General features: G+C 71.5%; 19 protein-coding genes. 15 read left to right on the forward strand and 4 right to left on the reverse strand.

Annotated features, from left to right (window positions below; all coding sequences use genetic code 11):
- Positions 1 to 45 precede the first annotated feature (45 nt).
- From ABT170_RS24635 to ABT170_RS24655, 5 genes are all read left to right on the forward strand, one after another.
- The gene (locus tag ABT170_RS24635; RefSeq protein WP_351870805.1) at positions 46 to 2,976 is read left to right on the forward strand and encodes an FAD-binding and (Fe-S)-binding domain-containing protein; all 2,931 of its coding nucleotides are present in this window, start codon (positions 46 to 48) and stop codon (positions 2,974 to 2,976) included.
- 319 nt (positions 2,977 to 3,295) lie between these two features.
- Positions 3,296 to 4,747: a Gfo/Idh/MocA family protein gene (locus ABT170_RS24640; RefSeq protein ID WP_329943113.1), complete on the forward strand. Its 1,452-nt coding sequence runs from the start codon at positions 3,296 to 3,298 to the stop codon at positions 4,745 to 4,747.
- A gap of 198 nt (positions 4,748 to 4,945) precedes the next feature.
- Positions 4,946 to 6,826, forward strand: a complete 1,881-nt coding sequence (locus ABT170_RS24645) for an ABC transporter transmembrane domain-containing protein (protein WP_329943112.1) — start codon at positions 4,946 to 4,948, stop codon at positions 6,824 to 6,826.
- On the forward strand, positions 6,823 to 8,604 hold the full coding sequence (locus ABT170_RS24650; RefSeq protein WP_329943111.1) for an ABC transporter ATP-binding protein: 1,782 nt from the start codon (positions 6,823 to 6,825) through the stop codon (positions 8,602 to 8,604). The genes ABT170_RS24645 and ABT170_RS24650 overlap by 4 nt, the downstream gene beginning before the upstream one ends.
- A gap of 171 nt (positions 8,605 to 8,775) precedes the next feature.
- Positions 8,776 to 10,137, forward strand: a complete 1,362-nt coding sequence (locus ABT170_RS24655; protein ID WP_351870809.1) for an NAD(P)/FAD-dependent oxidoreductase — start codon at positions 8,776 to 8,778, stop codon at positions 10,135 to 10,137.
- A gap of 93 nt (positions 10,138 to 10,230) precedes the next feature.
- On the opposite strand, the gene ABT170_RS24660 is transcribed toward ABT170_RS24655, so the two are convergent.
- Together ABT170_RS24660 and ABT170_RS24665 are read right to left on the reverse strand one after the other, a co-directional pair.
- On the reverse strand, positions 10,231 to 11,766 hold the full coding sequence (locus ABT170_RS24660; protein WP_351870812.1) for an ATP-dependent DNA ligase: 1,536 nt from the start codon (positions 11,764 to 11,766) through the stop codon (positions 10,231 to 10,233).
- A 102-nt stretch (positions 11,767 to 11,868) separates the two neighbouring features.
- Positions 11,869 to 12,660, reverse strand: coding sequence for a metal-dependent hydrolase (locus ABT170_RS24665; protein WP_266928939.1), 792 nt, complete (start codon positions 12,658 to 12,660; stop codon positions 11,869 to 11,871).
- Positions 12,661 to 12,798: 138 nt separating this feature from the next.
- On the opposite strand from ABT170_RS24665, the gene ABT170_RS24670 reads away from it, so the two are divergent.
- The 5 genes from ABT170_RS24670 to ABT170_RS24690 all read left to right on the forward strand — a co-directional run bounded on the left by ABT170_RS24670 (position 12,799) and on the right by ABT170_RS24690 (position 18,481).
- Positions 12,799 to 15,312, forward strand: a complete 2,514-nt coding sequence (locus tag ABT170_RS24670) for a DEAD/DEAH box helicase (protein WP_329943108.1) — start codon at positions 12,799 to 12,801, stop codon at positions 15,310 to 15,312.
- A 64-nt stretch (positions 15,313 to 15,376) separates the two neighbouring features.
- Positions 15,377 to 16,249: an acyl-CoA thioesterase gene (locus tag ABT170_RS24675; RefSeq protein ID WP_351870816.1), complete on the forward strand. Its 873-nt coding sequence runs from the start codon at positions 15,377 to 15,379 to the stop codon at positions 16,247 to 16,249.
- Positions 16,250 to 16,341: 92 nt separating this feature from the next.
- Positions 16,342 to 17,037, forward strand: a complete 696-nt coding sequence (locus ABT170_RS24680) for a hypothetical protein (protein WP_351870819.1) — start codon at positions 16,342 to 16,344, stop codon at positions 17,035 to 17,037.
- A gap of 59 nt (positions 17,038 to 17,096) precedes the next feature.
- A complete protein-coding gene (locus ABT170_RS24685) occupies positions 17,097 to 17,642 on the forward strand; it encodes a GNAT family N-acetyltransferase (protein WP_351870822.1) in 546 nt (181 codons plus the stop codon).
- 350 nt (positions 17,643 to 17,992) lie between these two features.
- Complete coding sequence (locus ABT170_RS24690; protein ID WP_329943104.1) at positions 17,993 to 18,481, forward strand: glutathione peroxidase; 489 nt, start codon at positions 17,993 to 17,995, stop codon at positions 18,479 to 18,481.
- A 76-nt stretch (positions 18,482 to 18,557) separates the two neighbouring features.
- Here the strand turns inward: ABT170_RS24690 and ABT170_RS24695 are convergent, their stop codons facing one another.
- A complete protein-coding gene (locus ABT170_RS24695; RefSeq protein ID WP_351870825.1) occupies positions 18,558 to 19,787 on the reverse strand; it encodes an acyl-CoA dehydrogenase family protein in 1,230 nt (409 codons plus the stop codon).
- Positions 19,788 to 19,960: 173 nt separating this feature from the next.
- On the opposite strand from ABT170_RS24695, the gene ABT170_RS24700 reads away from it, so the two are divergent.
- A complete protein-coding gene (locus tag ABT170_RS24700; RefSeq protein WP_329943102.1) occupies positions 19,961 to 20,611 on the forward strand; it encodes a TetR/AcrR family transcriptional regulator in 651 nt (216 codons plus the stop codon).
- Positions 20,612 to 20,731: 120 nt separating this feature from the next.
- Here ABT170_RS24700 and def read toward each other — a convergent pair whose 3' ends face one another.
- Positions 20,732 to 21,277, reverse strand: a complete 546-nt coding sequence (gene def / locus ABT170_RS24705) for a peptide deformylase (protein WP_329943101.1) — start codon at positions 21,275 to 21,277, stop codon at positions 20,732 to 20,734.
- A gap of 114 nt (positions 21,278 to 21,391) precedes the next feature.
- Here def and ABT170_RS24710 point away from each other — a divergent pair, with 114 nt between their 5' ends.
- From ABT170_RS24710 to ABT170_RS24725, 4 genes are all read left to right on the forward strand, one after another.
- Positions 21,392 to 22,630 carry a MurT ligase domain-containing protein gene (locus tag ABT170_RS24710; RefSeq protein WP_266928952.1) on the forward strand — a complete coding sequence of 413 codons (1,239 nt, stop codon included), beginning with the start codon at positions 21,392 to 21,394 and terminating at the stop codon, positions 22,628 to 22,630.
- Positions 22,631 to 22,664: 34 nt separating this feature from the next.
- On the forward strand, positions 22,665 to 23,393 hold the full coding sequence (locus ABT170_RS24715) for a type 1 glutamine amidotransferase (RefSeq protein ID WP_266928953.1): 729 nt from the start codon (positions 22,665 to 22,667) through the stop codon (positions 23,391 to 23,393).
- A gap of 140 nt (positions 23,394 to 23,533) precedes the next feature.
- Positions 23,534 to 24,559 (forward strand): 6-phosphofructokinase, encoded by a 1,026-nt coding sequence (locus tag ABT170_RS24720; protein ID WP_329943100.1) that lies wholly within the window; start codon positions 23,534 to 23,536, stop codon positions 24,557 to 24,559.
- Between the two features lie 109 nt (positions 24,560 to 24,668).
- On the forward strand, positions 24,669 to 25,619 hold the full coding sequence (locus tag ABT170_RS24725) for a cytochrome c oxidase assembly protein (RefSeq protein WP_329943099.1): 951 nt from the start codon (positions 24,669 to 24,671) through the stop codon (positions 25,617 to 25,619).
- Positions 25,620 to 25,669: the final 50 nt, after the last annotated feature.

Below are 25,669 nucleotides of genomic sequence, written 5' to 3' on the forward strand. Positions count from 1 at the left end.
AACGGGCGCGGGGTACCGCGCCGAGCTGCCTGATGGGACTTTGACATGCCGTTGCTGGAGCCGAACCCGGAAGCCCTTCGTCCCGGTACGGTGCGTGAGCCCTCACCCGACCGGGTGCCCGACCGGAACGCGCAGGGCACCCCCGAGCCGCTGCGCTCCGAGCTGACCGCGCTGCTCGGCGCCGGCAAGGTGCTGTGGAAGGTCTCCGACCTCGTGCGGTACGCCTCCGACGCGAGCCCCTACCGGTTCCTTCCGCAGGTCGTCCTGGTCCCCGAGGACATCGACGACATCTCGGCGATCCTGTCGTACGCGCACGACAAGGGCCGCGACGTCGTCTTCCGGGCCGCGGGCACCAGCCTGAACGGCCAGGCCCAGGGCGAGGACATCCTCGTCGACGTACGTCAGCACTGGACGGGGATCGAGGTCCTGGACGGCGGCGCGCGGGCCCGGATCCGGCCGGGGACCACCGTCATGCGGGCGAACGCCACGCTCGCCCGGCACGGACGGCTGCTGGGCCCCGACCCGGCCAGCGCCATCGCCTGCACCATCGGCGGGGTCGTCGCCAACAACGCCTCCGGGATGACGGCCGGGACGACCCGCAATTCGTACCGCACCGTCGCCTCGCTGACCTTCGTCCTGCCCAGCGGCACGGTCGTCGACACGGCCGATCCCGACGCCGACGGAGCGCTGGCCCGCGCCGAGCCGCAGCTGTGCGAGGACCTGCTGGCCCTCAAGGCGGAGATCGAGGCGGACACCGCGCTCATCGCCCGGATCCGCGCCAAGTACGAGATCAAGAACACCAACGGCTACCGCCTCGACGCCTTCCTCGACGGCTCGACCCCCGTGGAGATCCTGCGCGGGCTGATGGTCGGCTCCGAGGGCACGTTCGGCTTCATATCCGAGGTCGTCTTCGACACGCTGCCGCTGGACCGGCGGATCTCCACGGCACTGCTCTTCTTCCCGTCGCTGACCGCCGCCGCGGCCGCCGTTCCGCGGTTCAACGAGGCGGGCGCCATCGCGGTGGAGCTCATGGACGGCAACACCCTGCGCGCCTCGGTCAGCGTCCAGGGAGTCCCGACGGACTGGGCGGCGCTGCCCAAGGAGACCGCCGCGCTGCTCGTGGAGTTCCGTGCCCCGGACGAGGCCGGGCAGGAGGCCTACGAGCGGGCGGCGGGCGAGGTGGTCGCGGACCTCGACCTGGTCGCACCGGCCGCCTCCGTCACCAATGAGTTCACGCGGGACACCCGGACGATCTCCGGCTACTGGAAGGCCCGCAAGGCGTTCGTCACCGCGGTCGGCGGCTCCCGCCCCTCGGGTACGACACTGATCACGGAGGACTTCGCGGTCCCGCCGTCGCAGCTCGCCGCCGCGTGCGAGGCACTGCTCGGACTCCAGGCGGAGCACGGCTTCGACGCCGCCGTCGCGGGTCACGCGGCCCACGGCAATCTGCACTTCCTGCTCGCGTTCGACGCCGCGCGGCCCTCCGACGTCGAGCGGTACGCCGCGTTCATGGAGGACTTCTGCACCCTCGTCGTGGACCGCTTCGACGGGTCGCTCAAGGCGGAGCACGCCACCGGGCGCAACATCGCGCCGTTCCTGGAGCTGGAGTGGGGGCCGCGGGCGACAGAGCTGATGTGGCGCACCAAGCAGGTCATCGACCCCTCCGGGATCCTGGCTCCCCGTATCGTCCTCGACCGCGATCCCCTGGCCCATCTGCGCGGGCTGAAGACGATCCCGAAGGTGGAGGCGGTCGCCGATCCGTGCATCGAGTGCGGCTTCTGCGAACCCACCTGCCCCAGCCAGGATCTGACCACCACGCCGCGCCAGCGGATCGTGCTGCGCCGGGAGATGATGCGTCAGCCCGACGGCTCCCCGGTGGAGACCGGCCTGCTCGACGCCTACGGCTACGACGCCGTGGACACCTGCGCGGGCGACTCCACCTGCAAGCTGGCCTGCCCGGTCGGTATCGACACGGGCGCGATGATGAAGGACTTCCGTCACCGCCGGCACTCGCCGCGCGAGGAGCGGATCGCCGCCCTCACCGCGAAGAACTTCAAGACGGTGGAGGCCTCGGCCCGGCTGGCCGTCGCGGCGGCCGACAAGATCGGTGACCGGCTGCTGGAGTCCGTGACCGGGCTGGCCCGCAAGGCCGTGCGCCCCGACCTCGTACCGGAATGGCTGCCGGAGATCCCCGGCGCCGCCGCCCGCAAGCTGCCCGCGACAACACGCGTCGGTGCGAGCGCGGTGTACTACCCGGCGTGTGTGAACCGCATCTTCTCGGGGCCGGACCGGCAGCGGGAGCCCTCCCTGCCCGAGGCCGTGGTGGCCGTGTCGGCACGGGCCGGGAAGCCGGTGTGGATCCCCGAGGACGTCGCGGGGACCTGCTGCTCGACGATCTGGCACTCCAAGGGGTACGACGCGGGCAACGCGGTGATGGCCAACCGCATCGTGGAGGCGGCGTGGGGATGGACGGCGGGCGGAAAGCTGCCGCTGGTCGTCGACGCCTCGTCCTGCACGCTGGGCATCGCGCATGAGGTGGTGCCGTATCTCACCGAGGACAACCTGGAGCTCCACCGGGAGCTGACCGTTCTCGACTCCCTGGTCTGGGCTGCCGACGAGCTGCTGCCGGAGCTGACGGTGCTCCGCAGGACCGGCTCCGCCGTCCTGCACCCGACATGCTCGATGGAACACCTGGGAGATGTGGCGCAGTTGCGCACGCTCGCCGAGGCCTGTGCCGACGAGGTGGTCATCCCCGACGATGCCGGGTGCTGCGCCTTCGCGGGCGACCGGGGCATGCTGCACAAGGAGCTGACGGCTTCGGCGACCGCGAAGGAGGCCGCCGAGGTCAACAGCCGGGAGTACGACGCCTATCTGTCGGCGAACCGGATGTGCGAGATCGGAATGGACCGGGCGACCGGGCGGCAGTACCACTCCGTACTGATGGAGCTGGAGCGGGCCACCCGGCCGTCCGCCTGAGCCGACGGCGGTCGCCCGGCGGCGAGCCGGGACCGGGCGACCGTCCGTAGCGCTCCCTGTGACATGACCGGGCGGCACCGCCCGCTTCGCGCTGCCCGCGCCCCGGTGCGGACCGGCGCGGCGCGGCCCGGCCTCCTGCCGCCCGCCGCTCGCCGCCGGGACGAAAGTCCATGGTTTCGGCGCGAGAGTCCAATTGCATCCCTTGCGCACCCCGAGCCTCAACGTCCAAGGTCCATACCGAGGTTCGGGCCCCGCCGCACAGCCGGGGCCCCGGATCCGCACGCGCACCGTCAGAACCCCCATCCCACCGGGAGGCTCGATGAACGACGACGCACAGCACGGGAACGGACCGCAGGACACCAACGACAGCTCGCCGAGCCGTCGTTCCGTGCTCCGGACGACGGCGGGAGTGGCCGGTGCCGGACTCGGCCTCGGCGGCCTGGGCGCCGGCGCGGCGTCCGCCGCCTCCCCCGGGCCGGCCGCCGCGCTCCCCGGTCAGGACACCGCCGCCGCGCCCGCGCGCAAGGGCCGCACCATGGCCGGCGTGCCCTTCGACGGGCGTTCCACCGTCCGGGTCGGCATCGTGGGCCTGGGCAACCGCGGCGGCAGCATGATCGATCTCTTCCTCGCCGTTCCCGGCGTGCAGGTCATGGCCGTCTGCGACCCGGTGAAGGCCAAGGCCGAGAGAGCCTCCGCCAAGGTCACCGCCGCCGGTCAGCCGGCGCCCGCCGTCTACACCAACGGTGAGGACGACTACGAGAACCTCTGCGAGCGCGGGGACATCGACTTCGTCTACGTCGCGACGCCCTGGGACTTCCACTTCGAGATGGCGAAGACCGCCATGCTCAACGGCAAGCATGTCGGTGTGGAGTGTCCGATCGCTCTGCGGCTGGACCAGCTCTGGGAGCTGGTCGACCTCTCCGAGCGCACCCGGCGACACTGCATGCAGCTGGAGAACTGCTGTTACGGCCGCAACGAACTGCGCGTCCTGCGCATGGCGCACGCCGGTCTCTTCGGCGATCTGCTGCACGGCGCGGGCGCGTACAACCACGATCTGCGCGGCCTGATGTTCGACCCCGACTACTACGAGGGGCCCTGGCGCCGGCTCTGGCACACCAGGCTGCGCGGCGACCTGTACCCCAACCACGGGTTCGGTCCGGTATCCAACTACATGGACATCAACCGCGGGGACCGCGCCGTCAGCATCACCAGCGTCGGGTCCCCCGCGCTCGGTCTCGCGGCCTACCGGAAGGAGCACATGCCGGCCGGCGATCCCAGCTGGAAGGAGACCTACATCGAGAGCGACCGGACGATCAGCCTGGTCCAGACGGCCAAGGGCAGGGTCATCCGGCTGGAGCACGACGTGTCGACGCCGCACCCCTACTCACGCATCAACAGCCTCGGCGGCACCCGGGGCGTCTTCGAGGACTACCCGGCCCGCATCTACATCGAGCCCGACCACACCAACGACCAGTGGGCGGACTTCTCCCAGTACGCCGAATGGGACCACTGGCTGTGGAAGGAGCACGCCAACCCGCCCGGTGGTCACGGCGGTATGGACTACATGATGGTGTTCCGGCTGATGCAGTGCATGCGGCTCGGGCTCGTCCCGGACTTCGATGTGTACGACGCGGCGACCTGGACGGCGCCCGTTCCGCTCAGCCATCTGTCCATCAAGGCCAAGGGCGCCCCGCAGCAGATACCGGACTTCACCCGCGGTGAGTGGAAGAAGGCCCGTTCCGGTATGGACTCGGAGAAGACCGCCGGGTGACGGCACGGGGTTCCGCGCCGACCGGTGCGGAACCCCGGCCCCGGCCGGTGGGCGCGAACCCGACCACCGCCCAACGTCCCCCCAGCGGAAAACCAGTTGCCCCGGGCCGGTGCCGGAAGCGAGCATTGCACCGTTTGCTCCCCCGCACCGTACGTCGGGATCCTTCGTGGATCCCACCCCTCAGAGCCCTGGGACGTCATGCACATTCGCGATCTTCCGTATTCGGATCCTGGCGATCCCGATGTCCGTTCAGGCCCACGCTTCCTGTACTGGCTCGGGCGCAATCAGCTCGCCGGTCAGCTCAAGTCCCTCTCCTGGGGACTGCTCCACCAGCTGGCGATCGCCGGACTCCCGCTCGCCGTGGGTGTCACCGTCCAGGCCGTCATCGACCGTTCCGGCGAGCGGCTCGCACTGTCCGGCGGGCTGATCGTGGTCCTCGGCGTGCTCATCGCGGTCGGCGACACCATGCTCCACCGGACCGCGATCACCAACTGGATCACCGCCGCCGCCCGGGTCCAGCAGCTGCTGGCCCGCAAGACCGCCGAGCTGGGCTCCGCGCTGACCCGCCGGGTCGCCGCGGGCGAGGTCGTCGCCGTATCCACCGGCGATGTGGAGAAGATCGGATGGTTCGTCGAGGCGCTCTCCCGCTTCGCCGCCGCCGCCACCGCACTCGTGCTGATCTGCGTCGGCCTCGTGATCTATCTGCCCTCCCTCGGCGTCCTGGTGGCGATCGCCATGCCGGTGCTGGCACTGGCCGTACTGCCGCTGCTGCCCCGGGCCACCCGGCGCGCGGACGTCCAGCGCGAGAAGGCGGGCAGGGCGACCGAGCTGGCCTCCGACACGGTCGCCGGTCTGCGGGTCCTGCGCGGCATCGGCGGTGAGGAACTCTTCCTCGGCCGCTACCGGCGCGCCTCCCAGGAGGTCCGCAGGGCCGCCGTGCGCAGCGCGCGGATGTGGGCCCTGATCTCGGCGATCCAGGTCCTGCTGCCGGGAGTTCTGCTGATCTCACTGGTCTGGTACGGGGCGGCGCTGGCCCGCGACGGGAAGATCGATGTGGGCCAGCTGGTCACGGTGTACAGCGCGGCGACGCTGATGCTGTTCCCGCTGCGGCACTTCGAGGAGATCGCCATGGCGTACTCCTTCTCCCGTCCCTCCGCGCAGCGCGCGGTCCGGGTGCTGTCGCTGCACCGCAGCGCGCAGCCCGCCACGATCGGGAACGACCAGGTCCCCTCGGGCGATCTGTACGACCCCGTCACCGGTCTGATGGCCCCCCAGGGCCTCTTCACGGCCGTGGTCTGCGGTGATCCGGACGAGGCGGGCCGGCTGGCCGAGCGGCTCGGCGGGCATGTCCAGACCGGTCCGGAGACCGGCGAGGACACGGGGAGCGACAGCCGCGAGGACTTCGGCGCGGGTGTCGCGACGGCCCCTTCGGTGCTGCTCGGCGGCATACCGCTGGACGAGCTGCCGCTGGACTCGGCGCGGACCGCCGTACTGGTGCAGGACAAGGATCCGGTGCTGCTGTCCGGCACGCTCCGGGAGCTGCTGGACATTCCCTCGTCCGGTCAGGTGGCCGCCGGGGACGCGCTGGAGGCGGCCCAGTGCGGTGATGTGCTGGCCTCGCTGGCCCAGGCATCGCCCGACACGGAGGGCGACCCGATGGGGACCCGGATCACCGAGCGGGGACGGTCCCTCTCCGGTGGCCAGCGGCAGCGGCTCGCGCTGGCCCGGTCCCTGGTCACGGACCCGGAGGCGCTGGTGCTCGACGAGCCGACCTCGGCTGTCGACTCGCACACGGAGGCCCGGGTCGCGGCAGGCATCAAGCGGCTGCGCCGGGGCCGTACGACGGTCGCGTTCGCCTCGTCGCCGCTGTTGCTGGACCTGGCCGACCGGGTGGTCCTGGTCCACGAGGGCACGGTCATGGCCGTGGGTACCCACCGCGAGCTGCTGCGCGCCGAACCGCACTACCGGGCGGTCGTCACCCGTGAGACCGACGACGAAGCCGCGGCGTCGGCCGCGCTGGACGGGATCGCGGACACCGAGGCGATCGACACGATCGAGGAAATCGAGGAGAGGGCATGATCGGCGTCGCACCACCGGCGTACGACCCGGCCGCCCCGGAGTCGGCGACGACCCTGCCGGTCGGTACACCGACGACCGTGCGGACCTACGTACGGGACCTGCTGCGGCGCCACCGCAAGCCGTTCGTCGTGCTCGTCGCGGTGAACGCGGTGGCGGTGATCGCCTCGATCGTCGGGCCGTACCTGCTGGGCGGGCTGGTCGAGGACCTGTCGAACGGCGTGAGCGACCTGCATCTGGAACGCACCGCCGCGGTGTTCGCGATCGCGCTCGTCGTCCAGACGCTGTTCACCCGCTCCATGCGGCTGCGCGGCGCGATGCTCGGTGAGGAGATGCTCGCCGATCTGCGCGAGGACTTCCTCGTGCGGTCGGTCGGGCTGCCGCCGGGCGTCCTGGAGCGGGCCGGTACGGGGGATCTGCTCTCCCGGATCACCACGGACATCGACCGGCTGGCCAACGCGATGCGCGAGGCCGTGCCGCAGCTGGCGATCGGGGTGGTGTGGGCCGGGCTGCTGCTCGGCGCGCTCACCGTGACCGCGCCGCCGCTCGCGCTCGCCGTGCTGGTCGCCATGCCGGTGCTGATCCTGGGCTGCCGCTGGTACTTCCGGCGGGCCCCGTCGGCGTACCGCTCGGAGGCCGCCGGATACGCGGCGGTCGCCGCGATGCTCGCGGAGACCGTGGACGCCGGGCGGACCGTGGAGGCGCACCGTCTGGGCGCACGGCGCGTGGCGCTCTCCGACCGGCGGATCAAGGAGTGGACGGCGTGGGAGCGGTACACGCTCTTCCTGCGCTCCGTGCTGTTCCCGGTCATCAACGCCACGTATGTGACGATCCTCGGCGCCGTGCTGCTGCTGGGCGGGTGGTTCGTCCTGGAGGGCTGGATCACCGTCGGACAGCTGACGACGGGGGCGCTGCTGGCCCAGATGATGGTCGATCCGATCGGTCTGATCCTGCGCTGGTACGACGAGCTCCAGGTGGCCCAGGTGTCACTGGCCCGGCTGGTCGGTGTACGGGAGATCGAGCCGGACGCGGGGGACGCCGGGGTCGGACCGGACGGCCGCGCGGTGCGGGCCGACGAGGTGCGCTTCGGGTACCGGGCCGGGGTCGACGTGCTCCACGCGGTGACGCTCGATGTCGCCCCGGGCACGCGCCTGGCACTGGTCGGCCCCTCGGGCGCGGGCAAGTCGACGCTCGGCCGGCTGCTGGCCGGGATCTACGCCCCGCGGACCGGGGAGGTGACCCTCGGCGGCGCCGAGCTGTCCCGGATGACGGCGGAGCGGGTGCGTGAACACGTGGCCCTGGTCAACCAGGAGCACCATGTCTTCGTCGGTTCGCTCCGCGACAACCTGCTGCTCGCCCGCGACGGGGCACAGGACGCGGAGCTGTGGGCCTCGCTCGCGGCGGTCGACGCGGACGGGTGGGCGAGGGCGCTCGAAGGGGGTCTGGACACGGAGGTCGGTTCGGGCGGTCTGGCGCTCACCCCGGCGCAGGCCCAGCAGATCGCGCTGGCCCGGCTGGTCCTCGCCGATCCGCACACGCTCGTGCTGGACGAGGCGACCTCGCTCCTGGACCCGCGGGCGGCGCGCCATCTGGAGCGTTCGCTGGCCCGGGTGCTGGACGGCCGTACGGTCGTGGCGATCGCGCACCGGCTGCACACGGCCCACGACGCGGATGTGATCGCGGTCGTGGAGGACGGCCGGATCAGCGAGCTGGGCAGCCATGACGCCCTGGTGGCGGCGGACGGCGCGTACGCGGCGCTGTGGCGGTCCTGGCACGGCTGACGCGCGTCGCCGTACCACGGTGCCGGGGCGGCTCCCTCATCCCGGGGGGCCGCCCCTTCCCCTGCGCCGGGAGGCGCATTCCGCGGCGCCCGGTGAGGATGAGGGGTGACCGGCCCGGAACGCGGGGCAGGCGAGCACAGGACCGCGTAGGCCCGAGAAGGGACGCATACCGTGGCACCACCCAGGATTCTCGTTGTCGGCGCCGGCTTCGCCGGTGTCGAATGCGTACGCCGTCTGGAGCGCAGGCTCACCCCGGGGGAAGCCGAGATCACTCTCGTCACACCGTTCTCCTACCAGTTGTATCTGCCGTTGCTGCCCCAGGTCGCCGCCGGCGTGCTCACCCCCCAGTCGGTCGCCGTGTCGCTGCGGCGCAGCAGCCGTCATCGCACGCGGATCATCCCCGGTGGGGCCATCGGGGTGGACACCGCGGCGAAGGTCTGTGTGATCCGCAAGATCACCGACGAGATCGTGAACGAGCCCTACGACTACATCGTGCTCGCCGCGGGAAGCGTCACCCGGACGTTCGACATTCCCGGTCTGCTGGACAACGCGCGGGGCATGAAGACCCTCGCCGAGGCCGCGTACGTCCGCGACCATGTCATCGCCCAGCTCGATCTGGCGGACGCCAGCCAGGACGAGGCGGAGCGGGCCTCCCGGCTGCAGTTCGTCGTGGTCGGCGGCGGGTACGCGGGCACGGAGACCGCCGCCTGTCTCCAGCGGCTCACCACGAGCGCCGTCCGGCACTATCCGCGGCTGGACCCGAAGCTGATCAAGTGGCATCTGATCGACATCGCGCCCGCCCTCATGCCGGAGCTCGGCGACGCGCTGGGGCGCAGCGCCATGGAGGTGCTGCGCAGGCGCGGGATCGAGGTGTCGCTGGGAGTGTCGGTCGCCGAGGCGGGACCGGAGCAGGTGACGTTCACCGATGGCCGGGTGCTGCCCTGCCGCACCCTGATCTGGACGGCGGGGGTGGCGGCGAGCCCGCTGATCGCCACGCTCGGAGCGGAGACGGTGCGCGGGCGGCTCGCCGTGACTCCCGAGCTGAAGCTGCCCGGTTCGGACGGGGTGTTCTCGCTCGGCGACGCGGCCGCGGTGCCCGACCTGGCCAAGGGCGACGGTGCGGTCTGTCCGCCGACCGCCCAGCACGCCATGCGCCAGGGCCGCACGCTCGCGGACAATCTCGTCGCGTCGCTGCGGGGCCTTCCGCTGCGGGACTACGTCCACAAGGATCTCGGGCTGGTCGTGGACCTCGGTGGCCGGGACGCGGTGTCCAAGCCGCTCGGCATCGAGCTGAAGGGGCTGCCCGCGCAGGCCGTGGCGCGCGGCTACCACTGGTCGGCGCTGCGGACGAATGTCGCCAAGACCCGGGTCCTGACGAACTGGATGCTCAACGCCGTCGCCGGTGACGACTTCGTACGGACCGGGTTCCAGTCCCGCAAGCCCGCCACACTGCGGGACTTCGAGTACACGGACGCGTATCTGACACCGGAGCAGATCAGGGAGCACACCCGGCCGGCGGTGACCGGCCGCTGACCGCCGTGCGGCGGTGGGCCGCGCCCCCTCGTGGCGACGGGGCGCGGTGCCGTGCGGTGTCCCGCCGCCCGGCACCCCGGGGTACGCCCGGTGTCACGGCCGCCGGGACAGGACCGTCTCCAGGGTGTCCGCCTCCTGCGGCGGCTTGTCCTCGCGGTAGCGCAGCACCCGGGCGAACCGCAGCGTCACACCGGCCGGATACCGGGTGGAGCGCTGGAGTCCGTCGTAGGCGATCTCGACGACGAGCTCCGGTCGCACGGTGACCACGAATCCGTCGTCGCCGGTGGACAGCTCGCGCAGCCGTTCGGTCTGCCAGCCGAGCATCGTGTCGGTGAGTCCCTTGAAGGTCTTTCCGAGCATGGCGAAGGAGCCGTCCGGCAGCCGGGCGCCCAGGTGGAGGTTGGAGAGCTTTCCGGTGCGTCTGCCGTGTCCCCACTCGGCGGCCAGCACGACCAGGTCCAGGGTGTGCACCGGCTTCACCTTCAGCCAGGAGGCCCCCCGTCTGCCCGCGCCGTAGGGCGCGTCGAGGCCCTTGACGACGACGCCTTCGTGGCCACGCTCCAGGGTGGTGGCGAGGAAGCTCTCGGCCGCCTGGCACGCGGCCTCGTCGTCGGGGTAGGGCACCAGGATCCGCCGTACCCGCAGCGGCTCGGGGACCAGCCGGGCGAGCGCCGCGTGCCGGGCCGTGAGGGGCAGGTCGAGCAGGTCCTCGCCGTCGATGTACAGCGCGTCGAAGAAGACCGGGACGACCGGGACGTGTGCCGAGGCACCGGCCACGTCGCGCCGGGAGCCCACACGGGCAGCGGTCTCCTGGAACGGGCGCGGTCTGCTGTCCGCCCCGAGGGCGAGCACCTCTCCGTCGAGGACGAACCGGTCGCCCGGGAGCCCGGCCACGGCACGGACCACTTCGGGCAGCCGGCCGGTGATGTCGTCGAGGGTCCGGGTGTAGGCCCTGACCCGGTCGCCGTCACGGTGCACCTGCACCCGGATGCCGTCGAGCTTCTCCTCCACCGCGCACGGCCCGAGCCGCCCGACGGCCTCGGTGACCGAGCGCGCGGTGTGCGCGAGCATCGGCTGGACCGGGCGGCCCACGGTGAGCCGGAAGGTGCCGAGCGCGTCCGGCCCGTCCGCCAGCAGGGCCCGCGCCACGTCCTGGAGCGACCCGGCGAGCATCACGGCACGGCGTACCCCGGCGGGCGGCGCTCCGCCGGCGCGCGCCAGGGCGTCCACGGCGACGGCGTCCAGCGCGCCCTGGCGTACCTCACCGGTGAGCAGGGCCCGCAGGAAGTGCTGCTCGTCGGCGGTGGCCGCGCCGAACAGTGCTCGCAGGGCCTCCCGGCGCGCGGCGCGGGAGCCGGGACCGGTAAGGGCACCGATCTCGGTGAGCCGGGCGTCGGCCGCGGCCACGGTGAGGGTGGGGGCGGCGGCGGGCGGCACGGGGTCGCCCAGCGTGCGCCACCCGATGCCGAGCCGCCCCTGCGGCAGCCTGCCCGCGAGGTACGGGATCACGATCGGCACGTCGTCCGGTCCGGCGTCCCGGAACAGTTCGGCCAGCAGCGCCACCTTCGCCGTCCGCGCGGACGTGGCGGCGACCGCGCGGGACACATGGGCGAGCCGGGCGAGCAGCATGACTACATCGTGCTACGCCACCGGGCGCACCGCCCGCGCAGAACGCGTGCCCCGGGCCCCGCGCCGTGGGGTCACACCCCGGCCGCGCCCCGCAGCGCGTCGTCAGATGAAATTGAGCGCGGCCGCCCCGCCCACTCCCCCGAGCACCATGAAGGCGGGCATCAGCACCTTCAGCTCCACCCAGCTGCCGGCCCGGAAGCGCATGGCCTTCGGCGGTCCGATCGGGTACCAGCGCTTGCGGCCCAGGGGGATCGGCCACAGGATCGGGCAGCCCGAGACGGTGAGCGCGTCGCCGATGTCGTGGACGAGGGCGCCCAGCACGATGGGCAGCCCCAGCCACAGGTACTCCTGGCCGGGGGCGTCGAACAGCCAGTCCGAGCCGTTGCCCGGCTTGTCCAGCACGCCGGCCAGGATCCAGGCGCTGGTGGCGCCGAGCAGCCACACCAGGACGTCGCTGGACATCCGGGCGGCCCGCCACAGCAGACCCTCGACCGCGAGCACCAGATGGACGAAGAGGATCGCCAGCACCGCCCAGCGGCCGCCGGTGATCGCGGCGACCGAGGCGCCGCCTCCGATCAGGACCGCCCACAGCCAGGTGTGGGTCAGTGTCCGGTGACCGCCGTTCCTGCGCGGGTCACCGGGGCCCCTGGTCGCCTTGTAGACCGTGTGCGAGAGCTTGTCGACGATCTCGCACAGGCCGCGCGAGACGGGCCCGAAGGCGCGCGAGATGGTCGCGGACTTGTGGTCGAGGTCGGGGGCGAGCGCGGCGCCCGCGCAGATCAGTGCGCCGACGACCAGGACGGGCCAGGGCATCGCATGGCCTGCGGCGGCTGCCGCCGCGCCCACCCCCAGCCAGGCCGCTGCCCCTGACAGAGAGTGTGCCGGTCCCATCATGGTCGTTCCCGCCCCCAGTACGGTGGTGCGGCCATCGCCGTTGCGGCGCGGCCGAGTTGAGTGGAAAGCGTATCGTCCGTGATCTTCGTGCGGTCCTCCGGTTCCCTCATCGGGGCGGAAGACAGGCAAGATGGGGGCGTGACCCTAATCGATCAGCTGCCCCCGACCGACGACCCGGACGCCCTCTTCGAGGCCTTCTCGTCATGGACCGAGACGCAGGGCATCACCCTCTACCCGGCCCAGGAGGAGGCGCTGATCGAGGTGGTCTCGGGGGCGAACGTGATCCTTTCCACCCCCACCGGCTCCGGGAAGAGCCTGGTCGCGGCGGGTGCGCACTTCACGGCGCTGGCCCAGGACAAGGTCACCTTCTACACCGCGCCGATCAAGGCGCTGGTCTCGGAGAAGTTCTTCGACCTGTGCAAGCTCTTCGGTACCGAGAACGTCGGCATGCTCACCGGTGACGCCTCGGTCAACGCCGACGCCCCGGTCATCTGCTGCACCGCCGAGGTGCTGGCCTCCATCGCGCTGCGCGACGGCAAGCACGCCGACATCGGCCAGGTCGTGATGGACGAGTTCCATTTCTACGCGGAGCCGGACCGCGGCTGGGCCTGGCAGATCCCGATCCTGGAACTGCCCCAGGCGCAGTTCGTCCTGATGTCGGCGACGCTCGGTGACGTCTCGATGTTCGAGGAGGACCTGACCCGGCGCACCGGCCGCCCCACCTCCGTGGTGCGCTCCGCGACCCGGCCGGTCCCGCTGAGCTACGAGTACCGCCTCACCCCGATCACCGAGACGCTCACCGAGCTGCTCGACACCCGGCAGTCCCCCGTCTACATCGTGCACTTCACCCAGGCCGCCGCCGTCGAGCGGGCACAGTCCCTGATGAGCATCAACATGTGCACGAAGGAGGAGAAGGAGAAGATCGCCGACCTGATCGGCAGCTTCCGCTTCACCACCAAGTTCGGCCAGAACCTCTCGCGCTACGTACGGCACGGCATCGGTGTGCATCACGCGGGCATGCTGCCGAAGTACCGGCGTCTGGTGGAGAAGCTCGCCCAGGCGGGTCTGCTGAAGGTGATCTGCGGTACGGACACCCTCGGCGTCGGCGTCAACGTCCCCATCCGCACGGTGCTGTTCACCGCGCTCACCAAGTACGACGGCACCCGTGTCCGTACGCTGCGCGCCCGTGAGTTCCACCAGATCGCTGGCCGGGCCGGGCGGGCGGGCTTCGACACGGCGGGCTTCGTCGTCGCGCAGGCGCCCGAACACGTCATCGAGAACGAGAAGGCCGTCAAGAAGGCGGGCGACGACCCGAAGAAGAAGCGCAAGGTGGTCCGCAAGAAGGCCCCGGAGGGCTTCGTCGCCTGGTCGGAGACGACCTTCGACAAGCTCATCCAGTCCGAGCCGGAGCCGCTGAACTCCCGCTTCCGGGTCACCCACACGATGCTGCTCGCGGTGATCGCCCGTCCGGGCAACGCCTTCGAGGCGATGCGGCGTCTGCTGGAGGACAACCACGAGCCGCGGAGGGCGCAGCTGCGGCACATCCGCCGGGCGATCGCGATCTACCGCTCGCTGCTGGACGGCGGTGTGGTGGAGCAGCTGGACGAGCCGGACGCCGAGGGCCGGATCGTGCGGCTGACCGTCGACCTCCAGCAGGACTTCGCGCTGAACCAGCCGCTGTCCACCTTCGCCCTGGCCTCCTTCGACCTGCTGGACGTCGAGTCGCCCTCGTACGCGCTGGACATGGTCTCCGTCGTCGAGTCGACGCTGGACGACCCCCGGCAGATCCTCGCCGCCCAGCAGAACAAGGCGCGCGGCGAGGCCGTGGGGCAGATGAAGGCGGACGGTGTCGAGTACGAGGAGCGGATGGAGCTGCTCCAGGACGTCACGTACCCGAAGCCGCTGAGTGAGCTGCTGTGGCACGCCTACGACGTGTACCGCACGAGCCATCCGTGGGTGGGCGACCACCCGGTGTCGCCGAAGTCGGTCATCCGGGACATGTACGAACGGGCCATGACCTTCACCGAGTTCACCTCGCACTACGAGCTGGCCCGGACCGAGGGCATCGTGCTGCGGTATCTCGCGAGCGCGTACAAGGCCCTTGAGCACACCATCCCCGACGACCTGAAGTCCGAGGACCTGGAGGATCTGATCTCCTGGCTCGGCGAGATGGTGCGTCAGGTGGACTCCAGTCTGCTGGACGAGTGGGAGCAGCTGGCCAACCCCGAGGTGGAGACGGCCGAGCAGGCGCAGGAGCGGGCCGACGAGGTCAAGCCGGTCACCGCCAACGCCCGCGCGTTCCGGGTGCTGGTGCGCAACGCGATGTTCCGCCGGGTGGAGCTGGCCGCGCTGGACCGGGTCCGCGAGCTGGGCGAGATGGACGCCGACTCGGGCTGGGACGAGGACGCCTGGGGCACGGCGATGGACGGGTACTGGGACGAGTACGAGGATCTCGGCACCGGCCCCGACGCCCGCGGGCCGAAGCTGCTGAAGATCGAGGAGGACCCCGAGCACGGTCTGTGGCGGGTCTGGCAGGCGTTCGCCGACCCCAACGGGGACCACGACTGGGGAATCCGGGCCGAGGTCGACCTGGCGGCTTCCGACGAGGAGGGCCGGGCGGTCGTCCGGGTCACCGCGGTGGGCCAGCTGTGAGTACGCACGTGATGAGGCGGGCCGCCGCGGCGGCGGGGCGGGCCCCGGAGTGGAGACGAACGGCATGACGAATCCGGCCGAGCGCCTGGTCGACCTCCTCGACCTGGAGCGGATCGAGGTCAACATCTTCCGGGGCCGCAGTCCGCACGAGTCCCTGCAGCGGGTCTTCGGGGGGCAGGTCGCGGGGCAGGCGCTGGTGGCGGCCGGCCGGACCACCGACGGGGAGCGGCCGGTGCACTCGCTGCACGCCTACTTCCTGCGGCCCGGACGCCCCGGGGTTCCGATCGTGTACGAGGTGGAGCGGGTGCGGGACGGACGGTCCTTCACCACCCGCCGGGTCACGGCCGTTCAGGAGGGCCGGACGATCTTCAATCTGACGGCTTCCTTCCACCGCCCCGAGGCGGGCGGCTTCGAGCACCAGCTGCCGCCGGCCCGCACGGTGCCGGATCCCGAGGAGCTGCCCACCGTCGCCGACGAGGTCCGTGAGCATCTGGGCGCGCTGCCGGAGGCGCTGGAGCGGATGGCCCGGCGCCAGCCCTTCGACATCCGCTACGTCGACCGGCTGCGCTGGACGCGGGAGGAGATCGAGGACGCGGATCCGCGCAGCGCGGTGTGGATGCGGGCGGTCGGCCCTCTGGGCGACGACCCGCTGGTGCACACCTGCGCGCTGACGTACGCGAGTGACATGACGCTGCTGGACGCGGTCCGGATCCCGGTGGAACCGCTGTGGGGCCCGCGCGGTTTCGACATGGCGTCGCTGGACCACGCGATGTGGTTCCACCGGCCGTTCCGGGCGGACGAATGGTTCCTGTACGACCAGGAGTCGCCCATCGCGACGGGTGGCCGGGGTCTGGCGCGCGGCCGGATCTATGACCGTGAGGGCCGGCTTCTGGTGTCCGTGGTGCAGGAGGGGCTGTTCCGGCGCCTGGGCGCGTAGCCGGTGCGTGCCCGGTGCCGGTGCCCGCGCCGCCCGCGGCACCGTCCGGTCTACCCTTCGAGGCCCAGTGGCAGAACACGAGGAGTGGGCGCGTGAGCGGCGTACTGACCATGATCCCCGTCCCCCGGGACACGGCGGACCGGGCTCCGGGAACGGGCGGGCCGCCCGCTCCGGTGGAGAGGGTCATCAACCTCCGGGACGAGCGGGACGGGCTCCGTACGGTCGCCCATGTGGAGCGGGACCTGCCGCCCGGCGGTATACCGGAGTACCTCGCGGCCCGGCGGAGCGGGGTGCGCTCCTTCGTCCTGTGGGCCGATCCGGACCGGCGGCAGCGGCTGGCCACCCTGGTCACCGTGTCGGTGAGCGGCGGCGTGGGAACGTATCGGGTGCTCGGCGACCGGGGCGAGCCGATCGGCACCCTCGTCCGTGAGAAGGCCCTGTCCGGCAAGGGACTGCGCACACGCTGGACGGTGACGCAGCCCGGCTGCCCGGAGGCGGTCGGCTACAAGGGCCGGATCTTCTGGTGGTACGTCTGGTGGCTGCTGCTCCCCCTCCAGACGGTCATCGCCACGCTCGCCCTGCTCGGCGGCGGCGGCGACGTCGCCCGTGGCCCCCGGCGCATCGTGTGGCGCGCGGGCGGGGAGGCACCGCTGGGGTTCCGCTCGGACAAGGACGAACTCCATCTGCACGCACCGTGGTGCGACTGGCGGCTCGGTGCGGCGCTGGTGGCCCTGGTGCCGACGTTCGAGGGCTGGCTCGGCCATCCTTGGGACGACAGGAAGAAGTAGACACCGCGGGGCGGCCCGCCGTCCCCGCCCTCGTCCTGCTGTGAAAGGACCTCAGCTCCATGACCGAGATCGTCCCCGTGTCCGGCCCCGAACTGGTCACGTACGCCGATGAACTGGCCGCCCTCCTGGTGGAGACCGTCGAGGAGGGCTCGTCGGTGGGATTCCTCGCGCCGCTGGACCGTGATGTCGCCGCCGCCTGGTGGCGCGAGCGGGCCGCCGCCGTCGACACGGGCGGCCTCCGCGTCTGGATCGCCCGTGACGGGGAGCGGGTGGCGGGCACCGTCGCTCTGGTCCGGGCGCCGTTGCCGAACGCCCGGCACCGCGCGGAGGTCGCCAAGCTGATGGTCAGGCCCTCCGCCCGCGGCCGGGGGGTCGGCCGTTCGCTGCTCGCCGCCGTCGAGGAGTGGGCGGCCGGATCCGGGGTGACGCTGCTGGTCCTGGACACGGAGAGCGGAAGCTCCGCCGAGCGGCTCTACCGCGCGGCGGGCTGGACCGCGTGCGGTTCGGTGCCGGGGTACGCCGCCGAACCCTCGGGGGCCCTGAAGCCGACCACGTACTACTACCGGGAGATCGGCGCCCCCGTGAGCCCGTCGGCGTCCTCGTAGGCGAACCGTCCTTCCTCACGAGGGGGATGTTCCCGGGCCGGCGGGGCGTGTGTGCGCACGACGGCCCGGGAGCCGGCCGGACTCCGCAGATCCGGCGGTGTCGGCGACTGCCGGAACGGCAGAATCCCAGCGCCGCAGTCTGGGTATCGTCCCTGGTGGACGCCCAAGCCCTGGAGGTACCCCTGGCCGCCGCACTGCCTCATCCGCGCATCGCCGAAAGGGCTTTCGCCCCGCGCGGTCGGGCCGATGAGCAGGCCGCCGGCCCCGAGGGGGCGGGCCGTCGGCTTCGTTCCCATGGACCTTCGGGCGTCCGGATGAACAACCGCGCACTGGAAACAAGGAGCGATCGCATGACGCTGCACGACATCCCGCTGCACACCCTGACCGGCGAGCCGACCACCCTGGGCGCCTTCGACGGCAAGGCCGTCCTGCTGGTGAACGTGGCCTCCAAATGCGGACTGACCCCGCAGTACGAAGGCCTGGAGCGGCTCCAGAACCAGTACGGGGAGCGCGGCTTCACCGTGGTCGGCGTGCCCTGCAACCAGTTCGCGGGCCAGGAGCCGGGCAGCGCGGAGGAGATCCGGACGTTCTGCTCGACGACGTACGGGGTCACTTTCCCGCTCATGGAGAAGCTCGACGTCAACGGGGAGGGCCGGCACCCGCTGTACGCGGAACTCACGACGCTCGCGGACGCGGAGGGCGAGGCCGGTGATGTGCAGTGGAACTTCGAGAAGTTCCTGATCTCACCGGCCGGTGTGCCGGTGGCCCGGATCCGTCCCGGCACCGATCCGGAGGCCCCCGAGGTCGTCTCGGCCATCGAGGCCCAGCTCCCGGCCTGACCCGACGCCGCGGGCCGCGCGGGGGCAGGTGCCCCGCGCGGTCCGCGGCCGGGCCGTCCGGCCCGCACGGCCCGCTTCAGCGGATCGGCATGCCCGAGAGGGTCCGGGCGATCACCAGGCGCTGGATCTCGCTGGTGCCCTCGAAGATGGTGTAGATCGCCGCGTCCCGGTGCATCCGCTCCACCGGGTACTCCCGGGTGAAGCCGTTGCCGCCGAGGATCTGGATCGCCTGGGCGGTGACCTTCTTCGCGGTCTCGCTCGCGTAGAGCTTCGACATGGAGCCCTCCGCCGAGGTGAACGGCTTGCCGGCGGAGGCCATCCAGGAGGCGCGCCAGACCAGCAGCCGCGCGGCGTCGATCTGCGTGCGCATATCGGCGAGCTGGAAGGCGACGCCCTGGTTGTCGATGATCGGGCGGCCGAACTGGGTGCGCGTCTTCGCGTAGTCGAGGGCGACCTCGTACGCGGCACGGGCGGTGCCCACGGCCATGGCGCCGACGGCCGGACGGGACGCCTCGAAGGTGGCCATGGCGGCGTTCTTGACCCGCTCGCCGCCACCCGCCCTGACCCGCTCACGGGCCCGCGCGAGACGCTCGTCGAGCTTCTCCTTGCCGCCGAGCAGGCAGTGTCCGGGCACCCGCACGTCCTCCAGGACCACTTCGGCGGTGTGCGAGGCGCGGATGCCGTGCTTCTTGAACTTCTGCCCCTGCGAGAGCCCGGCGGTGCCCGGGGGCACGATGAACGACGCGTGCCCCTTGGAGCCGAGCTCCGCGTCGACGACGGCCACGACGACATGGACGTTGGCGATGCCGCCGTTGGTCGCCCAGGTCTTCGTACCGTTGAGGACCCACTCGTCCTTGGCCTCGTCGTAGACGGCGCGGGTGCGCATCGAGGCGACGTCGGAGCCCGCGTCGGGCTCGGAGGAGCAGAAGGCGGCGACCTTCACATCGCCGGGGTCGCCGTACATCTGCGGGATCCAGGTGCCGATCTGCTCCTCGGTGCCGTTGGCGAGGACGCCGACGGCCGCCAGGCCCGTACCGACGATCGACAGGGCTATGCCCGCGTCGCCCCAGAAGAGCTCCTCCATGGCCATGGGGATGCCGAGGCCCGTGGGGTCGAAGAACTGCTGGGCGTAGAAGTCGAGGGAGTAGATGCCGACCTTGGCCGCCTCCTGGATGACGGGCCAGGGCGTTTCCTCACGCTCGTCCCACTCCGAAGCGGCCGGACGGATCACATCCTCGGCGAAGCCGTGGAGCCAGTCACGGACCTGCTTCTGGTCGTCGTTGAGCTCAAGCGTGAACTCGGCCATGTTCCCCTCCATGCGCTGCTGCGAAAACATGCGTTACTTGCGGTAACAACAGTCTGTTACCGGCAAGTAGCCACTGTCAACCGCCCGGAAGCCGCCCGGCACGCCCGCGGGGCAGGGTGTTACGTTGCCCGGGCGTGAAGAAATGCAAGGCCAGGGGTGGGGAGAGACACGGCATGGAGACCGCACGACAGGCCGAGCGACAGCGGAGCGCGGCCGAACGCCGCCGCCGCGAGTTGCTGGAGGCCGCGGACCGAGTGGTGCTCAGGGACGGCCCCAAGGCATCGATGAACGCGATCGCCGCCGAGGCCGGAATCACCAAGCCCATCCTCTACCGGCACTTCGGCGACAAGGGCGGGCTCTACCGCGCACTCGCCAAACGGCACACCGACGCCCTGCTCAGCGCGCTGCGGGCGGCCCTCGACGCACCGGCCGAACGCCGCGAACGGGTGGAGGCCACACTCGACACCTATCTCGCCGCGATCGAGGCCCGCCCGCAGGTCTACCGCTTCCTGATGCACCCGTCCGACGACGCCGCGCCCTCCCCCGAGCAGGGCTTCGATGTCGGCCGGCACTCCGCCCCGCTGCTGCGCCGCCTCGGCGAGGAACTCGGCAAGGTGATCGCCGAACGGGTGGACCTGGGGCCGGACAGCGAGCAGGTGGCCCGCATCTGGGGCCACGGCATCGTCGGCATGATGCACGCCGCGGGCGACTGGTGGCTGGGCGACCGGCCTTGCTCCCGCGCCCAGTTGGTGCGCAGCCTGGCCGATCTGCTGTGGGGCCGGCTGGCCGCGGCGGGCGACCGGCCCGGCGGGCCGGGCTTCTGACCTCCGGCGCCGCCGAAGCCCGCCCGCACGCCGTCCGCGTGCCCGCCGCTCCCGCCCCCCCCTGCCTCTCGCCCCGGCCGCCCGCCCCGAACGCACGCCCTCCGTACGGCGCGCCCCGGCTCAGGCGCCGCTGCCCCAGGGCGCCCGCCGGGCCGCCCGCAGCGCCCTGGAGCGGCGCAGGCCGGTCAGCCGGTCGGTGTAGACCATGCCTTCGAGGTGGTCGCACTCGTGCTGGAGGCAGCGGGCGAACCACCCTGTGCCGGTGATCCGCACCGGTTCGCCGGTCACACTGACCCCTTCGACGACCGCGCGGTCGAAGCGCGGCGTGCCCGCCTCGATGCCCGGAAGTGAAAGACACCCTTCCGGTCCGCGTACGGTAATGCCGTCCGCCTCGACCAGTTCCGGGTTGACGATGTGTCCCAGGTGCCGGACCTCGTCGTCGTCCGGGCAGTCGTAGACGAACACCTTGAGCGGGACGCCGATCTGATTGGCGGCGAGCCCGACACCCTGCGCCGCGTACATGGTGGCGAACATGTCCTCGACCAGCCCGGCGAGCGAGGGCCCGAAGTCCGTGACGTCCTCACAGACGCTGTGGAGGACCGGGTCGCCGAGCAGACTCATGGCACGGATGAGTCCGGAACTGCCGGGGATCGGGCGGTTTCGCATGGCGGCAAGCGTACGTTCCGCCGCGGCCACGGACTTCCCGTGGTGCCGCGGTGCGGCCGTCGCAGCGGACATCGATAGGCTGGGCGTGGACCGATGCAAGGAGGATCTAGGACGATGGCAGGCAACACGGAGCCGTTGTCGCCGCGGGCCAAGCTGGCCGTGACGGCGGGCAAGGCCGCGGCGGCGGTGTCGCGCGCCGCGGGGCGCGGCAGCGGATCGGTGATCGGCGGCCGGGTGGCGCTCAAGCTCGACCCCGACCTGCTGGGGCGGCTGGCGCAGCACCTGGACGTGATCCTCGTGTCGGCGACGAACGGCAAGACGACCACCACCCGGCTGATCGCCGAGGCACTGCGGGCCGCCGGGCCCGTCGTGTCGAACGCGCTGGGCGCGAACATGCCCGCGGGCATCACCTCGGCACTGGCCGGCGGCTCGGACGCGAAGTACGGCGTGATCGAGGTCGACGAGAAGTACCTCGCCGGTGTCGCGCGCGACACGACGCCCAAGGCGATCGCACTGCTCAATCTCTCCCGCGACCAGCTGGACCGCGCGGCGGAGACCCGGATGCTCGCGGAGCACTGGCGCGAGGGACTGTCCGGCTCGAAGGCCGTGATCATCGCCAACGCCGACGACCCGCTGATCGTGTGGGCGGCGTCCTCCTCCCCCAATGTGGTGTGGGTGGCGGCGGGCCAGGCGTGGAAGGACGACGCGTGGTCCTGCCCGTCCTGCGGCGGTGTGATGCAGCGCCCCGGGGACGACTGGTTCTGCGGGCAGTGCGGCTTCCGCCGCCCCGCCCCGAGCTGGGCGCTGAACGGCGACTACGTGCTGGACCCGCACGGTTCGGCGTGGCCGATCCACCTCCAGCTGCCCGGCCGGGCGAACAAGGCGAACGCCACGAGCTCGGCCGCCGTCGCGGCCGTCTTCGGGGTGCCGCCGCAGGTCGCCCTGGAGCGCATGTACCAGGTGCAGGCCGTCGCGGGCCGCTATGACGTGGTCTCCTTCCAGGGCCGTGAGCTGCGGCTCCTGCTGGCGAAGAACCCGGCGGGCTGGCTGGAGACGTTCTCCCTGATCGATCCGCCGCCGACCCCGGTGATCCTCTCCGTCAACGCCCGGGGCGCGGACGGCACGGACACCTCGTGGCTGTGGGACGTCGACTACACGCAGCTCGCCGGCCACCCGATCTTCGTGCTCGGCGACCGCAAGCTGGACCTCGCGGTCCGGCTTGAGGTCGCCGGTCTCGACTTCCGTGTCTGCGAGACCCTGGACGAGGCCGTCCAGCTGTCTCCGCCCGGCCGTATCGAGGTCATCGCCAACTACACCGCCTTCCAGGATCTGCGCCGTCGTGTCGGCAACTGACCCCGGCCCCGGCCACCTCCGGAGAGGACGAAGCATGAGCAACAACGGTCTGCGTCTGGTCTGGGTCTACCCCGACCTGCTCAGCACGTACGGCGACCAGGGCAACGCCCTGGTCGTGGAGCGCCGGGCCCGGCAGCGCGGTCTGGACGTGCAGCGCGTCGACGTGCGCAGCGACCAGCCGGTCCCGACCTCCGGCGACATCTATCTGATCGGTGGCGGCGAGGACCGGCCGCAGCGGCTGGCCGCCGAGCGGCTGCGCCGGGACGGCGGGCTGAGCCGGGCCGCGTCCAACGGGGCGATCATCTTCTCGGTGTGCGCGGGCTACCAGATCCTGGGGCACGAGTTCGTCAACGACCTCGGTGAGCGCGAGGCCGGCCTCGGCCTGCTCGACGTGGTCTCCACCCGTGGCGAGGGCGCCCGGTGCGTCGGCGACGTACTGGCGGACATCGACCCGCATCTGGGGCTGCCGCCCCTGACCGGGTTCGAGAACCACCAGGGCGTCACCCACCTCGGCCCCACCGCACGTCCGTTCGCCCGGGTCCAGTTCGGCCGGGGCAACGGGACCGGGGACGGCACCGAGGGCGCGTACAACGACACCGTCTTCGGCACGTACATGCACGGTCCGGTGATGGCCCGCAATCCGCTGATCGCGGACCTGCTGCTGAAGCTGGCCCTCGATGTGAACGCGCTGCCGCCGACGGACGACCGCTGGTACGACGCGCTGCGCTCCGAGCGCATCGCTTCGGCGACGCAGCCCGCCTGAGGCGTTTTTTGCTCAACTGAGCGAAGTCCAGCAGGCGGACATCCGGTTCGGTCCCGCCACCCTGCGCCGGTAGGGTGGCGGGGATCCAACCGGACGACGTGGTCCGGTCGTCGGCCCACGTTGCAAAGGTTTCCCGGGCAATGCGAATTGGTGTGCTCACCTCCGGCGGCGACTGCCCCGGCCTCAACGCAGTCATCCGTTCCGTCGTGCACCGCGCGGTGGTCGACCACGGCGACGAGGTCATCGGCTTCCACGACGGCTGGAAGGGACTGCTGGAGTGCGACTACCGCAAGCTCGATCTGGACGCGGTGGGCGGCATCCTGGCGCTCGGTGGCACCATCCTCGGCTCCTCCCGGGTCCAGCCCGCGCATCTGCGTGACGGTGTGGAGCGGGCCCGGGGCCATGTCTCCGAGCTCGGTCTGGACGCGATCATCCCGATCGGCGGCGAGGGCACGCTGAAGGCGGCCCATCTGCTCTCCGAGGCGGGTCTGCCGATCGTCGGGGTGCCGAAGACCATCGACAACGACATCGCCTCCACCGACGTGACCTTCGGTTTCGACACGGCCGTCGGGGTCGCCACCGAGGCGCTGGACCGGCTGAAGACCACCGCCGAGTCGCACCAGCGCGTACTGATCGTCGAGGTCATGGGGCGGCACACCGGCTGGATCGCCCTTCACTCGGGCATGGCCGCCGGGGCGCACGCCATCGTCGTCCCCGAGCGCCCCTTCGACATCGACGAACTGACCGACGTGGTCGGTAAGCGCTTCTCGGCGGGCAAGAAGTTCGCGATCGTCGTGGTCGCCGAGGGCGCGAAGCCGCGCGCGGGCTCCATGGAGTTCGAGCAGGGCGCCAAGGACATCTACGGTCACGAGCGCTTCGCCGGAGTGGCCACACAGCTCTCCATCGAGCTGGAGCAGCGCCTCTCCAAGGAGGCCCGGCCGGTGATACTCGGCCATGTCCAGCGCGGCGGCACGCCCACCGCGTACGACCGCGTCCTCGCCACCCGCTTCGGCTGGCACGCGGTGGAGGCGGCGCACCGGGGCGAGTTCGGCATGATGACGGCGCTGCGCGGCACGGACATCACCATGGTGCCGCTGGCGGCCGCCGTGGAGACGCTGAAGACGGTTCCCGCCGAGCGCTACGCCGAGGCGGAGTGCGTGCTCTGAGCGGCACGATCCGAGTAACTGCCCCCGGCCGCGACCGCGGCCGGGGGCAGTTCTACTCTGGACCGGACAACCGGCACGAAACGGGGACGTCCCCATCGGGAGTGAACAGATGGATCACAGCGGGCACGGCATGAACATGGATCTGCCGCCGTTCACGCTGGGCCGTGGGCTCGAATTCTCCGCGGACCCGTTCTTCCTGACCGGCTGCGTCCTCGCCCTCGCCCTGTACGGATACGCCGTGGTGCGGCTGCGCAGGCGCGGTGACGGCTGGCCGGTCAACCGCATCGTCTTCTTCGTCGTCGGTGTGCTGAGCATCGCCCTGGTGATGTGCACCAAGCTCAACGACTACGGCATGGTCATGTTCAGCGTGCATATGGTGCAGCACATGGTGATCAGCATGCTGTCGCCGATCCTGCTGCTGCTGGGCGCTCCGGTGACGCTGACGCTGCGGGCGCTGCCGGTGGCGGGACGGGGCCGTACCGGGCCGCGCGAACTGCTGCTCATGCTGCTGCACAGCCGGTACATGAAGATCATCACGCATCCGGCATTCACGATTCCGCTGTTCATCGCCAGCCTCTACGGGCTGTACTTCACCCCGCTCTTCGACTTCCTGATGGAATCCAAGCCCGGTCACATCGCGATGATGGTGCACTTCCTCGCCGTCGGCCTGGTGTTCTTCTGGCCGATCATGGGTGTCGACCCGGGTCCGCACCGGCCGGGTTATGTGATGCGGATGCTGGAGCTGTTCGCGGGCATGCCGTTCCACGCGTTCTTCGGTATCGCCCTGATGATGGCGACCACGCCCATGGTGGAGACCTACCGGAACCCGCCGGCCTCGCTGGGCATCGAGGCGCTGAGCGATCAGGGCTGGGCAGGCGGCATCGCGTGGGCGTTCAGCGAGATCCCCTCGGTACTGGTGCTCATCGCGCTGGTCTTCCAGTGGTACCGCTCCGAGCAGCGGGTCGCCAAGCGCGCGGACCGGGCCGCCGACCGGGACGGCGACCAGGAGCTGGCCGCGTACAACGCGTATCTCGCGTCTTTGCAGGCACGCGGACAGTAGCGCGGGGCCTGTCCACGGGGTGACGATGGGCTCAACGGCCGCCCGGCCGA

Source organism: Streptomyces sp. NPDC001787, from assembly GCF_040297465.1.
GTDB lineage: Bacteria > Actinomycetota > Actinomycetes > Streptomycetales > Streptomycetaceae > Streptomyces.

What these genes read in the sequence shown, in the direction of transcription:
- ABT170_RS24645 (WP_329943112.1), top strand. Translation starts at nt 4,946, where the DNA reads ATGCACATTCGCGATCTTCCGTATTCGGATCCTGGCGATCCCGATGTC.
- ABT170_RS24665 (WP_266928939.1), bottom strand. Translation starts at nt 12,660, where the DNA reads ATGATGGGACCGGCACACTCTCTGTCAGGGGCAGCGGCCTGGCTGGGG.
- ABT170_RS24695 (WP_351870825.1), bottom strand. Translation starts at nt 19,787, where the DNA reads ATGGCCGAGTTCACGCTTGAGCTCAACGACGACCAGAAGCAGGTCCGT.
- ABT170_RS24710 (WP_266928952.1), top strand. Translation starts at nt 21,392, where the DNA reads ATGGCAGGCAACACGGAGCCGTTGTCGCCGCGGGCCAAGCTGGCCGTG.
- ABT170_RS24690 (WP_329943104.1), top strand. Translation starts at nt 17,993, where the DNA reads ATGACGCTGCACGACATCCCGCTGCACACCCTGACCGGCGAGCCGACC.
- ABT170_RS24715 (WP_266928953.1), top strand. Translation starts at nt 22,665, where the DNA reads ATGAGCAACAACGGTCTGCGTCTGGTCTGGGTCTACCCCGACCTGCTC.
- def (WP_329943101.1), bottom strand. Translation starts at nt 21,277, where the DNA reads ATGCGAAACCGCCCGATCCCCGGCAGTTCCGGACTCATCCGTGCCATG.
- ABT170_RS24640 (WP_329943113.1), top strand. Translation starts at nt 3,296, where the DNA reads ATGAACGACGACGCACAGCACGGGAACGGACCGCAGGACACCAACGAC.
- ABT170_RS24700 (WP_329943102.1), top strand. Translation starts at nt 19,961, where the DNA reads ATGGAGACCGCACGACAGGCCGAGCGACAGCGGAGCGCGGCCGAACGC.
- ABT170_RS24685 (WP_351870822.1), top strand. Translation starts at nt 17,097, where the DNA reads ATGACCGAGATCGTCCCCGTGTCCGGCCCCGAACTGGTCACGTACGCC.
- ABT170_RS24675 (WP_351870816.1), top strand. Translation starts at nt 15,377, where the DNA reads ATGACGAATCCGGCCGAGCGCCTGGTCGACCTCCTCGACCTGGAGCGG.
- ABT170_RS24650 (WP_329943111.1), top strand. Translation starts at nt 6,823, where the DNA reads ATGATCGGCGTCGCACCACCGGCGTACGACCCGGCCGCCCCGGAGTCG.
- ABT170_RS24720 (WP_329943100.1), top strand. Translation starts at nt 23,534, where the DNA reads ATGCGAATTGGTGTGCTCACCTCCGGCGGCGACTGCCCCGGCCTCAAC.
- ABT170_RS24660 (WP_351870812.1), bottom strand. Translation starts at nt 11,766, where the DNA reads ATGCTGCTCGCCCGGCTCGCCCATGTGTCCCGCGCGGTCGCCGCCACG.
- ABT170_RS24635 (WP_351870805.1), top strand. Translation starts at nt 46, where the DNA reads ATGCCGTTGCTGGAGCCGAACCCGGAAGCCCTTCGTCCCGGTACGGTG.
- ABT170_RS24725 (WP_329943099.1), top strand. Translation starts at nt 24,669, where the DNA reads ATGGATCACAGCGGGCACGGCATGAACATGGATCTGCCGCCGTTCACG.